The organism is Dactylosporangium darangshiense, assembly GCF_039537565.1.
GTDB lineage: Bacteria > Actinomycetota > Actinomycetes > Mycobacteriales > Micromonosporaceae > Dactylosporangium > Dactylosporangium darangshiense.
In genome coordinates this window covers 101,210-114,079 of sequence record NZ_BAABAT010000014.1, presented here as the reverse complement: position 1 = coordinate 114,079, position 12,870 = coordinate 101,210, and the positions used below count along the sequence as shown (strand labels likewise).

The 12,870-nt window shown below is 72.0% G+C and carries 11 protein-coding genes; 6 read left to right on the top strand and 5 right to left on the bottom strand.

Translation table 11 applies throughout. The features are described from left to right. Nucleotides 1–5 precede the first annotated feature (5 nt). Complete coding sequence (locus ABD901_RS25590; protein ID WP_345129853.1) at nt 6–1,385, bottom strand: ABC transporter substrate-binding protein; 1,380 nt, start codon at nt 1,383–1,385, stop codon at nt 6–8. A gap of 154 nt (nt 1,386–1,539) precedes the next feature. Between ABD901_RS25590 and ABD901_RS25585 the strand changes: the two genes are divergently transcribed. Next, nucleotides 1,540–2,775, top strand: coding sequence for an enolase C-terminal domain-like protein (locus tag ABD901_RS25585; RefSeq protein WP_345129851.1), 1,236 nt, complete (start codon nt 1,540–1,542; stop codon nt 2,773–2,775). Between the two features lie 45 nt (nt 2,776–2,820). Here the strand turns inward: ABD901_RS25585 and ABD901_RS25580 are convergent, their stop codons facing one another. Continuing rightward, nucleotides 2,821–4,014 carry an ROK family transcriptional regulator gene (locus ABD901_RS25580; protein ID WP_345129849.1) on the bottom strand — a complete coding sequence of 398 codons (1,194 nt, stop codon included), beginning with the start codon at nt 4,012–4,014 and terminating at the stop codon, nt 2,821–2,823. A gap of 294 nt (nt 4,015–4,308) precedes the next feature. Here ABD901_RS25580 and ABD901_RS25575 point away from each other — a divergent pair, with 294 nt between their 5' ends. Next, complete coding sequence (locus ABD901_RS25575; protein WP_345129848.1) at nt 4,309–4,740, top strand: hypothetical protein; 432 nt, start codon at nt 4,309–4,311, stop codon at nt 4,738–4,740. A gap of 3 nt (nt 4,741–4,743) precedes the next feature. Here the strand turns inward: ABD901_RS25575 and ABD901_RS25570 are convergent, their stop codons facing one another. From ABD901_RS25570 to ABD901_RS25560, 3 genes are all read right to left on the bottom strand, one after another. Then, nucleotides 4,744–6,417 (bottom strand): right-handed parallel beta-helix repeat-containing protein, encoded by a 1,674-nt coding sequence (locus ABD901_RS25570; RefSeq protein WP_345129845.1) that lies wholly within the window; start codon nt 6,415–6,417, stop codon nt 4,744–4,746. A 238-nt stretch (nt 6,418–6,655) separates the two neighbouring features. Then, nucleotides 6,656–8,872 carry a hypothetical protein gene (locus ABD901_RS25565; protein WP_345129843.1) on the bottom strand — a complete coding sequence of 739 codons (2,217 nt, stop codon included), beginning with the start codon at nt 8,870–8,872 and terminating at the stop codon, nt 6,656–6,658. Nucleotides 8,873–8,911: 39 nt separating this feature from the next. Next, entirely contained in the window at nt 8,912–9,832 is a 921-nt protein-coding gene (locus ABD901_RS25560; RefSeq protein ID WP_345129841.1) for a hypothetical protein, read from the bottom strand. 212 nt (nt 9,833–10,044) lie between these two features. Here ABD901_RS25560 and ABD901_RS25555 point away from each other — a divergent pair, with 212 nt between their 5' ends. From ABD901_RS25555 to ABD901_RS25540, 4 genes are read left to right on the top strand one after another with little or no spacing between them, the layout of a single operon-like run. Beyond that, complete coding sequence (locus ABD901_RS25555) at nt 10,045–11,112, top strand: SUKH-3 domain-containing protein (RefSeq protein ID WP_345129839.1); 1,068 nt, start codon at nt 10,045–10,047, stop codon at nt 11,110–11,112. 8 nt (nt 11,113–11,120) lie between these two features. After that, nucleotides 11,121–12,065 (top strand): SseB family protein, encoded by a 945-nt coding sequence (locus ABD901_RS25550; RefSeq protein ID WP_345129837.1) that lies wholly within the window; start codon nt 11,121–11,123, stop codon nt 12,063–12,065. After that, nucleotides 12,022–12,426 (top strand): YbaB/EbfC family nucleoid-associated protein, encoded by a 405-nt coding sequence (locus ABD901_RS25545; RefSeq protein WP_345129836.1) that lies wholly within the window; start codon nt 12,022–12,024, stop codon nt 12,424–12,426. Before ABD901_RS25550 ends, ABD901_RS25545 begins: the two co-directional genes overlap by 44 nt. After that, nucleotides 12,423–12,782, top strand: a complete 360-nt coding sequence (locus tag ABD901_RS25540) for a hypothetical protein (protein ID WP_345129834.1) — start codon at nt 12,423–12,425, stop codon at nt 12,780–12,782. Before ABD901_RS25545 ends, ABD901_RS25540 begins: the two co-directional genes overlap by 4 nt. The last annotated feature ends 88 nt before the right edge of the window (nt 12,783–12,870 follow it).

Here is a 12,870-nt window from a genome sequence, read left to right as displayed (position 1 = left end):
TGCCATTACTGTTTGGCCCAGAAGGTGTCGATGACCTTCGTCATCTCGGTGCCGACGTCGGCGGCCGACTTCTTGGCCAGCGGCGTGTAGTCCATGAGCACGGAGGCGACGGCCTGCCCGTCGTAGGTGCTGGGCTTGTAGCTGGTGTCGCCCGGGTTGTAGGCCGAGGGGCCGGAGCCGAACGCCTTGATCATGGCGCCCAGCGCGGGGCCGACGGCCGCGGTCGGGTCGGAGCCGAGGTCGGTCGGCGGGATGTCCAGCGCCTCCTTGGCGAACGTGGCGGAGGCGTCGGACTTGGCGAGGTACTTCAGGAACTGGATCGCACCGGCCTTGTTCTTCACGGTCGCGGACACCGAGACGCCGGTGAGCGTGAAGGGCGCCAGGCTCAGGTTCTTGACGGCACCGTTGGCCGGCGCCGGCACCGGGAACGTGACGACGTTGTTGGCGTCGAACCCGTTCTGGGCCAGGAACGCGAGGGTGAAGGTGCCGCCGATGTCGAACGTGGACTTGCCCTGCGCGAAGGCCAGGTCGGCGGCGTCGATGTCCAGGCTCTGCGTGCCGGGCATCCAGTAGGGAGTGACCTGCCCGTAGGTCTCCAGGGCCTGCACGCCGGTCGGCGAGGAGAAGGTGCCGGCCTTGTCCTTGCCCCACAGGGCGTGGAACTTGTCGGGGCCGAGCAGCCCGTACGCCATGGGCTGCATGAACCACTCCATGCCCGTGGTCGGCGCCTTCAGGCCGATGCTCACGCCGCCGTTGTCGGGGAACTTCGCCTTGACCTTGCCCAGGTCGGCGACGAACTCCTCCCACGTCGTCGGGGCGGCGGTGACCCCGGCCTCGGTGAGGCGCTGCTTGTTGGCGTAGACGATGCCGAAGGTGCCGACGGTCAGCGGGACGCTGAAGCGCTGGCCGAGCTTGATGCCCTTGGTCTTGGCGTCCTGGGCGAGGGACTTCTTGTAGTACTCGTCGGTGACCGTCCCGTCCTGGCGCACGTCCGCCCGGTAGCTGGACAGCCACGCCTGGTCGGCGGCGGTGTCGGCGGCCAGGTCGGTGAGCAGGCCGGCGCCGCCGAAGGTGAGGTCGTCGCCGTTGGTGTGCACCTCGATGAGGTCCGGCAGGTTCTTGGTCTGCGCGGCGGCCTGCACCTTGGTGACGAACACGTCGTCGGGGCCGTAGGCCTCGACCTTGATCGTGATGCCGGACTCCTTGGCGAAGTCGTCGGCGACCTTCTGCAGCGCCTTCACGTGCGACTGCTTGAACGTCCACATCGTCAGGGTCTTGCTCTCGCCGGCGTCGTCGTTGCCGCCACAGGCGGCCGTCGTCGCACCGAGGGCCAGGGTTATCAGGACGGCCAGAGCCGGCCGCCACGCGCGTCGTTGGGGTGTCATCGCGGGGCCTTCGCGTCTGGGGCGCCATCGACAGGCGCCGCTCGTATGGCGGAGAACGTAAATCGAATTGATGTACTCTGTCAACCGTATGGACAGCCGGGGCCGGTCGATGGACAAGGACGGCGACTGATCGACGGAGGGGAACGGCCAATCGATGGACTCGGAACCGCTCGCACCCGCGCCCTGGCCGGCTGCCGCCCGCGCCGCCCGGATCACCCGCGTTCGCACCTTCCTGTGCGGACCGCAGGGCTGCCCCTACCTGATCGTCCGGATCGAGACCGACCAGCCCGGCCTCTACGGCCTGGGCTGCGCCAGCGACCCGCAGCGCACCCTCGCCGTGCGCTCGGTCCTCGACGACTACCTCGACCCGCTGCTGCGCGGCCGCGACGCCGGCGACATCGAGGACATCCACCGCCTCGCGCTCAACAGCGGGTACTGGCGGGGCGGCTCGATCGCCAACAACGCGCTCGGCGCCGCCGACGTCGCGCTGTGGGACATCCTCGGCAAGGTCGCCGGCCTGCCGCTGCACGCGCTGCTCGGCGGCCGGGCCCGGCACGGCGCCGCGGCATACACCCACGTCGACGGCGACGACCCGGCCCGCATCGCCGACGACGTCCTCGCCGCCGCCGCGGCCGGATACCGGCACGTCCGCGTGCAGGTGGCGGTGCCCGGCGTGCAGAACTACGGCACCGCCTCCACCGGCACGGCCTGGGACCCCCTGGCCTACCTGCGGCACGTCCCGCCCGCCCTGGCCGAGGTGCGCCGGCGGGTCGGCGACGGGGTCGAGCTGCTGCACGACGCGCACGAGCGGCTCACGCCGGCGCAGGCCGTCCGACTGGTCGGCGCCCTGGCCGACGCGCGGCTGTTCTTCCTCGAGGACGCCCTGGCCCCTGAGGACGCGGACCACTTCCCGCGGCTGGCGTCCTCGGGCGCGACGCCCCTGGCCGTCGGCGAGCTCTTCGACGACGTCGGGCAGTTCCTGCCGCTGCTCACGGCCCGGGCGATCGACTTCGTGCGCCTGCGCATCCCGACCCTCGGCGGGCTCACCCCGGCGCGCAAGCTCACCGCGGCGTGCGAGCTGTTCGGCGCCCGGATCGCGCCGCACGGTCCGGGCGACGTGAGCCCGGTCGCGCAGGCGGCCAACATCGCCCTCGACGTGTCGACGCCCGCGTTCGGGGTGCAGGAGGCGGCCCGCTTCCGCGACGCCACGCTCGAGGTCTTCCCGGGCGCCCCAGTGCCGGTCAGGGGCGTGCTGTACCCCTCGGAAGCCCCGGGCCTCGGCGTGGACTTCGACGAGGCCGCGGCGCGCCGCCACCCCGCTCCCCCGCCGCTGGCCCACGACCGCTGGGCCCTGGTCCGCGGCGTGGACGGCGCGGCCGAGCGGCCGTGACCCTCTCGTCGTTTAGCTGCCTTTGCCCTTTTTTGGGCTTTTGCCCTAGTCCAGTAGCAGTGACTGGGGCTGCGCGGAGAGGAACTGCTCCAGCACCAGGCAGGCGGCGCCGATCGCGCCGACGTCGATGCCCAGCCCCGTCGTCGTCACCGCCGTCGGGTGGATGCGCTCCACGAACGGTGAGCTCTCCACGATGCCCGGGATGACGGCCATGAACCGTTCGGCCAGCAGCGGCCAGATCGGGCCGCCGAACACGATCATCTCGGCGTCCACCAGCGTCGCCGCCGCGCTCACGCCGCGGCCGACCCGCACCGCCCAGCGGTCGATGATCTCGCCCGCGGTCACGTTGCCGGCCGCCGCGCGCCGGCACAGCGCGCGCAGGCTCTGCTCGGCGTCGCGCGGCCCGGCCGGCTTGAACTCCGGGCCCAGCACGCCCTCCTCGATCGCCTCGGCGACCAGCGCGTTGGTGGTGCAGGCGGCGTAGAGGCCGCCGACCTCGCCGGCGTTGCCGGAGAAGCCGCGCAGCACCACGTCGTCGACGACCAGGCCCATGCCGGAGCCGGTGCCCAGGTAGAAGAACAGGAGATTGCCGGTGTCGGTGGCCGCGCCCGCCCAGCGCTCGGCGACCGCGGCCGCGATCACGTCCTTGTCCAGCAGCACCGGCAGGCCGGTCGCCTCGCCGAGCTGGTCGCGCAGCGGCACCCGGCCCCAGCCGACCAGCTCGGGCGGCGCGACGACCAGCCCGGCGGCCACGTCCACGGGGCCCGGCGCGGCGATGCCCAGGCCGAGGATCGCCGAGCGCGCCACGCCGGAGTCGGTGACGAGGGCGTTGATGGACTCGCTCATCTCGGCGAGGGTGTGGTCCGGGTCCGCCGCCTGCGGCGTCGGGCGCTGCGCCCGCGCCACAACCCGGCCGAGCAGGTCGAGCACGACCAGCGTGACGACGGCCGGATCGAGGTGCACCCCGACCGCGTACCGCGCCTCCGCGTTGACCTGCAGCAGCCGGCGCGGCTTGCCGCTGCCCGTGCTGCGGGTGCCGGCCTCCCGGGCGAGCCCGGTGTCCAGCAGCCGCCGGCAGATGTTCGACACGGTCTGCGCCGACAGGCCGGTCAGCTCGATGAGCTCGACCCGGCTGAGCCCGTCTGGCACCCGCCGGATCGCGTCGAGCACCACCGACTCGTTGAAGTCGCCCATGCGCGGCAGGTTGGTGCCGCGGCGCGTCGGCAACTGCTTGACCATCCGCCATCCTCATATTTAATCCATCGAATTGATTTAGGGTAGCATCGATCTCCCCCGCCGTTGGGATGAGGCTAACGCCACAACGCGCGCGGGCACCGCCACGGCCCGTGTCGGCCGTGGTCGTTGTTCACCGGGCACCGCCCGGCGCCTGATCGCCGAGTTGACGGAGCGCTCGCAGGCCCGCGGCCGCTTCGAGGCGGTTTCGGGTTGCCCTCTGATTCAGGCCCCGCATCGTCGCGGGTCGACCCGATATGGGAGGTTGTCAGTAGCTCATCTACACACGGGAGGGTTCGCATGCGCGCGTGGATGGCCGTCGTCGCAGCCGTCGGGGTGCTCGCCGCGTCCGCGGCGTGCGGCGACAAGAACGACAAGCCGGCCGACGACACGGTCGCCTGCCTGACGGCGATCCAGGACTCCCGGGGCTTCGGCGCCAAGCTGGGCACCTCGATCGACGCCGCGCGCGGCGCCGTGCAGGGCAACGCCACCTCGCACTACCAGGCCATGGCGGACGCGAAGTCCTACGCGACGGACTGGCTGGTGAAGATCAAGGACCTGCTCGGCAAGGACATCAGCCCCGACCTGCGTCAGACCCTCACCGAGAGCCAGGCGACGATCGAGGAGATCCAGTCCACCCTCGGCGACGCCACCGCCAACCCGCCGGACGCGACCGGCAAGCTGGCGGGGATCGACGGCAACATCAACCGCGTCTGCAAGGGCAAGTACTGAGGTTCAGCGCGTCGCCGCGATGAGGTCGTCCAGCACGAGCGTGCGCAGGTCGTCGCGGCTCGGGACGCGGCCCAGGCCGCGCAGCCGCGTCGACTGCATCTTGCGCATGCCCTCGAGCAGGCGACGGGCCTCGCGGGCGTTACCGAAGTTCTGGTCCCGCTCGACCTGGTGGAACCACTCGAGCAGCCCGTCGGACAGGCCGGGCGCGAGCATGTAGTCGTCGTTCTCGGCGATGCGGTGCACGATGAGCACCAACTGCTCGGGCTCGTAGTTCTCGAACTCCATGGTCTTGGCGAAGCGGGAGGCCAGACCGGCGTTGGCGTCGAGGAAGTCGGCCATGTCCTTGGTGTAGCCGGCCACGATCACGGCGATCTCGTCGCGGTGGTCCTCCATCAGCTTCACCAGCGTGTCGACCGCCTCGCGGCCGAAGTCGCTGCCGCCGGTGGAGCGGGTCAGCGTGTACGCCTCGTCGATGAACAGCACGCCGCCGATCGCGCTGGTGAAGACCTCGGTGGTCTTCTCGGCCGTGTGCCCGATGTACTGCCCGACGAGGTCGCGCCGGCTGACCTCGCGGAAGTCGCCGTTGGGCAGCACGCCGAGCGCCTTGAGCAGCTCGCCGTAGATGCGCGCCACGGTCGTCTTGCCGGTGCCGGGCGCGCCCGTGAAGATCAGGTGGTGGCTGACCGCGCCGACGGACAGGCCCGCCGCGCGCCGCCACTCGTTGACCTGGATCTCGTCGATCAGCGTGCGGACCTCGTTCTTCACGCCGGCGAGGCCGATCATGCCGTCGAGGTCGGCGAGCAGCTTCTCGACCCGGTCCGGGTCCTTCTGGATGGCCCGGTCGATCGGCTGGTGCCCGGCGCTGACGCGCGGCCGGTCGGCCCGCGCGGCGACCACGGTCGGGTGCGCGCCCTCGTCGATCTGCAGCGCCGGCGACGCGGTGGACTCCAGCGTGTTGCCCTCGATGAGCCCGCCGCAGCCGCGGCCGACGAAGATGCCCACGCCGGTCGCGTCGTGGATCCAGGACTCGCGGATCGTCGGCGAGCTGTGGTGCGCCACCGAGATGCCGGCGTCGCCGGTGCGGCTGATCTCGCAGCGCTCGATCGTCGGGTTGCTGGCCTGGTACACGTAGATGCCCCGGTACCGGCACCCGGCAATGGTGGTGTCCCGGATGACCGGGTCGGCGCCGAGCCGTGCGATCACGCCGTCGGCCGTGACGTCGCTGATCTCGCAGCGCTCGATGACCCCGGTGGAGTCCTCGATCAGCACCCCGAACTCGGCGCCCTTGACCACCAGCTCGGTCGCCTGCACGGTGCCCCGGTCCGACACCGCGATGCCGGCGCCGTAGCGGGCCCGGACCTCGCAGTTCTCGATCGTCAGCTTGCCGCCGGCGATCTCGACCGCGTTCGCGTCACCGGCGTGCAGGGTCAGCCCCCGCAGGGTCAGGTCCGCGCCGCGGGCCCGCACGGCCGGCTGGTCGGCCGAGACGACGTCGATGGTCACCGAGCCCGGCTCGGCGGCGGCGAAGGTCAGCCGCCGCCCGTCCAGCTGCAGCGCCTCGTTGTAGGTGCCGGCGGAGATGGTGATGACGCTGCCGTCGTCGGCCACCTCCAGCGCGTCTCGCAGCGTCGGATACCCGCCGGGCCGCCCGGCGGTGACTGTCAGGACCTGGGGCATCGCTTCACCTGTTCGGTCGGGGACCCGACCACTCTACCGATCCGCCGTCATCCGTTCGCCGTCCGCCGCCCGCCACGGCAACACCGCGGACGGCGCCCGCTCGTCGCCACGGACGGCGCCCGCTCATCGCCACGGACGGCGCTCGGCCGTGATTGGCCCGAGCCGTCCGCCGCCCGCCACTGCAACGCCGCTGACACGCCCGCTCGTGGCCGCGGACGGAGCCCGGCCGTGATCCGCCTTAGCCGTTTGCCGCCCGACGCTGCAGCGCCTCGGGCGTCTCCTGGTCGTGCTCCGCCCGCGGGCCGGAGCCGAGGACGCCGCCGCCCGGCGTGCCGACGCTGAACGCCTGCTCGTCGGTGACGACTCCCGGCTGCTCGCCCGCGGCCGCCGCCGCGTCGTGGTCGTTCGTGTAGCGCCGGGTCTCCATGCCGCGCTCGGTGCGCCGCTGCAGCGCCGCGGCGCCGCGCTGGTCCACGGCCGGGGTGCGGCCGAGCACGGGCGCGGTGGCGCCGGCCGTCGTGGGCGGCAGCATCGGGGCGAAGGGCTCCTGGTGCTGCAGCCGCGCGGCACGCACGCTGCCGTCGATCACGGGCGCCGTTGCCGGCGGCGCCTCCTGCTCGGGCCCGTTGACCCAGTCGCCCGGCTGCGCCGGCGGCGTGTATCCGGGACCGCCCACCCGCGCGCCGCGGCGCTCGCCCGGCGCGCCCGGGGGCAGGCCCGGCAGCCCGGGGTCGCCCGTGCCGATGCGCGGCGCGTGCAGCACCGACGGGCCGCTGCCGGCGTCGACGCCCTGCGTCAGGGACTGGTCGACGACCGGCCGCCCGAAGCGGTCGACCGTCGGTCGCCCGTCGGCGCGGTTGGGCCGGCCCAGCACCGGGTTGGTGCTCGGCGGCATGGCGCCCTCGGTCAGCCCGTCGAACAGGGTGCCCTGCGGCGGCGCGCCCGACGCCGACTGCAGGCCGCGGCGGTTGAGGCCGCCCTGCGACTGCGAGGGCATGCCGGGCTCCCCCGGCGCGTTGGCGTTGGTCCGGTTGTTGCCCAGCACGCCGCGGCGCAGCCCGGGCGCGCCCGGCGGGCGGCCGCGCAGGCCGGAGCCGGGCATGCCGGGCGGGCCCTCGAGACCGCCCATGCCGGGACCGAGGCCCTGCGTGTTGATGCCGGTCGGCCGGGAGATGAGCCCCTTGTTGGCGTTGAGCCCGGACAGGCCGTCGGTCAGCGACGGCGAGAGCCCGGCCGGCACGTTGGCGTTGAGGCCGCTGGTGCCCGGCAGGCCGTTGGGCGCGGTCAGCGACGGCACGAGCCCGATCGGCAGGGCGCCCGGGTTGGGCACCGCGCCCGGGTTTGGCACGGAGCCCGGGTCCGGCACACTGCCGGGGTCGGGTGTCTTGCCCGGGTCGGGCACCGAGCCCGGGTCGGGCGTGCTGCCGACGTCGGGCTTGCCGGTGTCGGGGATCGGGATGACGAACGACGGGATCACCGGCGGCACGATGTTGGGCGGATTCACGTTGACGTGCGGCATCTGCGACATCATGTAGTTGCGCAGCGCGTCGTTGACGACCTTCGAGTCGACGGTCACCGCGTCGGTCGGGCCCTCGTAGCGGTGCGCGCGGGCCGAATACAGCTCGCCGATCGGGCCGGTGAACTCCGTGCCCATCTGATATTCGAGCTTGAACGCTTCGTTGGACCAGTTGACGTTGCCGGTGGCGATGGCGATGCGCATCGGCAGCACGTCCATGGAGCTGCTGGCCTTCATCGGCACGCTGCCGTCGCGGACCTGCTTCATCATGTCGATGTAGTTGTCGCGGTTCCACTGTTTCGCGCCCTGCAGCGACTCGCCGGTCTTGAGGTCCCGGGTGTCGTGGAACTGGTTCCAGTAGTCGTTCCACTCACGCTCGGCGGCCTGCAGGGCGGCCTTGTAGCGGTCGTAGAGGTCCTGCATCTGCCGCTTGTAGTCGGAGATGACGCCGCTGAGGGTGTTGAGGGCGCGCTGGTTGGCGACGGCCGCGGCCTGCCAGTCGTGCAGCGACTTCATCGCCGCGCCGGGGCCCTTGGCGTAGAACGCGTTGGCCGCGGGCGACTCCCAGGCGGTCCACTTGCCCTTGCCGCCGCCGGCGGCGAGCTGGTCGGTGTTCTTCGAATACGCCTGGGACATGGCGTCGAACACGCCGCCCAGCCGGCCCCACGCGGCCGCCGCGGAGCTCGCGTCCTCGGAGGAGAGGGCCATGATCCGCTGGTACACGTTGTCGATGTTGTCGCGCTTCATCCGCGCGTGAAGGTCGTCCCCCGACAGCTTGGACGGGTCGTCCGTCCACCCGCCGCCGCCGGAGTAGCCGTTGCTGTAATACAGCGGGCTGCCTTCCTCGCCGGTCTGGTGCCAGGTGCGAACCAGCTGCGCCTGCTTGGCGTAGTCGGTCTCGTAGCCGTAGTTGTCCTGCGCCGAGTGCTGCCCCGACATCCCCTCGTCCCCTCGATCCCCGCTCGACGGCGCCGCCGGCTACATACCCGACTGAGCTTGGCCCTCTTTGCTGCCCTTGCTGTCGTACTGGACCTCGCGCTTCTGGATCTCGCCGAGACCGGTGCCGTCCGAAACGGGCTTGTCCGACATGACCGTTGCGTCCGAGGTGTGCGACTTGCCGTCGGCGCCCGTCGTGGTGGTGCTGACGTGCACGCCGCCGCCGCTGAGCTGGGTGGTCGACTCGGTGGTGGTGATGTACTTCCCGTCGTCACCGGCCGTCTGCACCGTCTTGCTCTTCGTCGGCTGCCCCGAGTAGTCGGTCGACTCGCCGGTGGTCACGATCGAGGAGGGCTGCTTGTCGCCGGGCTTGTAGATGCTCTTGGTCGTGGTGTTGTTGCTGATGAACATCGACCCGCTGGTGCCGGTCGTGATCATGAGCTTGGAGCCGTCGGCGAACGTGTAGAGGTATCCGCCCTGGACCTCGGTCTGCGTCGCGTACTGCAACATGCTCGGGTCGTCGGCGGCCCGCGCGGCGCTGGTGTTGCGCCCGGCGGCCGCGTCGCGGGCCATCTGGTCGTCGAACATGGTGGACACGCCCTTGGTGGGGAAGCCCTTCGGCGCGCCCGCGCTGCCGTCGGCGAAGGCGAAGGCCACGGCGCCGACGGAGTCGGCCGACTCGCCGTCCGTAGTGGCGTATGCCACAGCCATCACCGTCGATGCCGACTGGATCGCCTGCAGGCCGGTGCCAACGTCCTGCAGGAACGCCTGCACGTCCTGCAGGTTGCGGCCGATGATCGCGTTGGCCGTCTTGGCCTCGGAGAAGACGCCCGCGGCACCCGACGCGAGGTGGATGAACGCGGCGGCCGAATGCTGGGAGATGCCGGTGATCGGCTCCACGAGCTGCCCCTGTGCGTCAGCCATGTCGCCGGCCAGAGCCGCACCGTAGTCGATCAGATCCATCGGATTGACCTTGACTGATCCGTCGCCCACCGCTACCTCCCCGTGTCCGCGTGGTGGCCGGCCGAAGCCGCACCTATGTCGAGCCTAATCGAAGCCGCCAACCGTTGCCGACCGCAAATGCGCCCAGGCTAGGCTGTGCTCCAAGTTACGGGCATTTGTGTTCCAAGTTACGGGCACGACGCCCGGCTCGGAAAGCGCGGAGAGGGGCAGTGGTGAGCGACCCGGAGGTGGACGAACGCGGACGCCCGGGACGGTGGGTGCTCACCGAGAAGCCGCCGGTCGTCCGGCTCGCTCCGGTCGAGGAACCGGGCGAGATGGACGGGTTCCGGCTGGCCCGCGTCTTCTCCACGCCCCTGGAGGACGGCCGGCCGCGCGTCGACCCGGCCCGCGGGCGGATGACGGACGTCGACGAGCGCCGCCGCGTCCTGGACTACCTCGAGTCCGCCACCGTCATCACCGACTTCGGCACGCGGTCCGGCGACCTGCTCGAGCCGCGGCGCATCAACGCGATCCCGGACGTGTTCCGCACCGACGGGCGCTGGATCTGGCACGACTCGGTCGCCTACTACCTGCGCTGGCACCTCGTGCCGCCGGAGCCGGACTTCCTCGGCCACATCATGGCCGAGGACTACCGCGTGCGCCCCGCCGATGCACGGACCGTCGCCGCGGCGGTCAGCGCGGCGACGAAGGCCGACGCCATCTACACGGCCCGCCGCGACCGCTGGCTGGTCGAGCAACGGCTGACCGCCGACCCATCGCGCTTCCCGCAGGAGCTGCAGCAGCGGCTGTTCGCGATCGGCTGGCGCCCGGACCGCGACGTCTCCGACGAGGTCGAGCGGTGGCTGGAGCGCGAGCTGCCGGAGCTGCGCGAGACGCACCGGCGCATCGGGCAGTTCGCACCGCTCGAGCCGTTCGACGCGGCCCGGAAGGTCTTCGCCGAGTTCGGCGGGCTGCAGTCGCGCGACAGCGCCGGCGGCGTCACGTCGGCCCGCGTGCCCTTCGTGATCTTCCCGCCGCCGCCCGGCGACGGCCGGAGCCTGCTGTCCGACCCGTTCAGCGTCATGTACCTCGGCAGCCGGCTCGGCCTGCCGGTGTTCCAGCTCGGATACATCGAGGACGGCTCGGCGCTGCTGGTCATCGCCGAGGACGGCTCGGTGCACCTGACCGGCGCCGTCGAGCGGTTCGTCGGCGAGACGTTCGACGCGGCGATCGCGGCGCTCATGAACGGCGACCTGCCCGAGGAGCCGGACCCGTACGGGCCCGGCGGCACCTACGCGTAGGCGCCCCGATGACCACACCCGACCCGGTCCAGCCCGCCTGGCTGCCCGGCAACGAAGCCGAGGCGGAGCTCGTCACCGCCCTTGCCGCCGACGACCGCGAGACGTTCTTCCGCATCATTAGGGACTCTCCGTGGTACCTCCCTGCCTTCCCCGAGGAGCCCGGCGGCGGCCAGCGCTTCCTCACGCACGAGCTGCTCGGCGAGACGTACCTGCTCGTGTTCACCTCGGAGCAGTCGCTGGCCGGCGCGGTCGGCGCGCTGGTGCAGGCCTACACCGTCACCGGCTTCGAGGAGATGGCCGCGCACTGGCCCGACCCGGCGTGGCGGCTGGGGGTCAACGCGGGCGCGCCGGTCGATGCCTGGGTCACGCTGGCCGCGCTCGCCGAGGCGGCCGCCGGCGAGCGCGTGGTGCCCACCCTCGAGCGCATCGCCGCGCGGTCGGACCCGGATTCCCCCGCCGACCCCCAGATCGATGCGGTGCTCGACGACTTCCTCGCCGAGCTCAACCGCACCACCTTCCTCGTGCCCGTGACCGGCGGGCAGCAGCCCCGGATCGCGGTCGCGCAGCACGTGGACGGGCCCGCCGTGGAGGTCTTCACCTCCGAGCGGACCCTCGCGGCGCGCCACCCCGAGGGCGTGGCGTGGGCCGAGGCCGGCCTGGAGGAGCTGCTGGCCGCCTGGCCCGGGCCGGACTGCGCCCTGCTGGTCGACCCCGGCACCGACACGCCGCTGCGGATTCCGGGGCCGGACCTGCCCGGGCTGCTGCTGTGGGGACCGGCGGGCGCCGGCGAGCCGCCGCCGGCGGAGCCCGGGGCAAGCGAGGAGGTAAGCGGGCTCACCTCGCCACGCATTGCCGATGTTGAGTACATTGACCGGGAGGACCGGCGCGACGGGGAGCGAGGTGAATCGAGTGGAACGTCCGGATTGGGCGAGTCTGCATTCCGTAGTCGATGACCTCAAGCGCGCCATCGGTTCGCTCGACGAGACCCAGAAGCGCATCGCCCGGATCACCGGGACCGGCTACTCCCCGGACCGGATGGTGAAGGTGGTCGTGGGGCCGCGGGGCCAGCTGGTCGACATCGAGATCGACCCGCGCGTGTTTCGCAACCCCGACTCCCGCGGCCTGGCCGACGCCATCCTGGTCGCCGCGCGCAACGCCGTCAACGACGCCAACGGCAAGACGACGACGATCGTCAACGAGGCCGTCCCGGTGCACCTGCGCCGCGGCATGTTCGCGGGCGAGGACCAGCTCGAGGGCGTCATCACCCGCCACGACGGCGACCTGAACGAAGACGAGGGGAGCAGCCGGAGATGAGCAACTTCTTCAAGATCACAGGCTCGCCCGCCGACATCATCGGCATCGCGAGCACCATCTCCGCCGACGGGCACGCGCTGGAGGCCGACCTCAAGGGCCTCCTGGCCAACATCAAGTCGCTGGAGACCGACGCGGTGATCGGCACCGACGACTTCGCCAAGGAGTTCGTCAAGACCTACCGTCAGGACACCCCGGTGGCCGACGGCAGCGCGTGGGCGACCGACGCGACCAAGGACGCCTCCCTGAGCATCGCCACGGCGGCCGGCCAGATCGGCGACGCGGTCAGCTCGGCGATGCAGGACTACCTGATCACCGACGGCCAGGCCGCGGGGGACATCGACTCCGTCGGGGCCTGATCCCCCCTGTCGTGTCCGGCGGGCCGCAGCCCGCCGGCGCGACCGGCGGCCAGCCGTGGCACGCAGTGCCCGGACCACACACGCGCGC

Bases quoted from the DNA above. Each gene is read 5' to 3' on its own strand.
- ABD901_RS25575 (WP_345129848.1), top strand. From the start codon at position 4,309: ATGCGCGCGTGGATGGCCGTCGTCGCAGCCGTCGGGGTGCTCGCCGCG.
- ABD901_RS25550 (WP_345129837.1), top strand. From the start codon at position 11,121: ATGACCACACCCGACCCGGTCCAGCCCGCCTGGCTGCCCGGCAACGAA.
- ABD901_RS25540 (WP_345129834.1), top strand. From the start codon at position 12,423: ATGAGCAACTTCTTCAAGATCACAGGCTCGCCCGCCGACATCATCGGC.
- ABD901_RS25560 (WP_345129841.1), bottom strand. From the start codon at position 9,832: ATGGATCTGATCGACTACGGTGCGGCTCTGGCCGGCGACATGGCTGAC.
- ABD901_RS25590 (WP_345129853.1), bottom strand. From the start codon at position 1,385: ATGACACCCCAACGACGCGCGTGGCGGCCGGCTCTGGCCGTCCTGATA.
- ABD901_RS25570 (WP_345129845.1), bottom strand. From the start codon at position 6,417: ATGCCCCAGGTCCTGACAGTCACCGCCGGGCGGCCCGGCGGGTATCCG.
- ABD901_RS25585 (WP_345129851.1), top strand. From the start codon at position 1,540: ATGGACTCGGAACCGCTCGCACCCGCGCCCTGGCCGGCTGCCGCCCGC.
- ABD901_RS25580 (WP_345129849.1), bottom strand. From the start codon at position 4,014: ATGGTCAAGCAGTTGCCGACGCGCCGCGGCACCAACCTGCCGCGCATG.
- ABD901_RS25565 (WP_345129843.1), bottom strand. From the start codon at position 8,872: ATGTCGGGGCAGCACTCGGCGCAGGACAACTACGGCTACGAGACCGAC.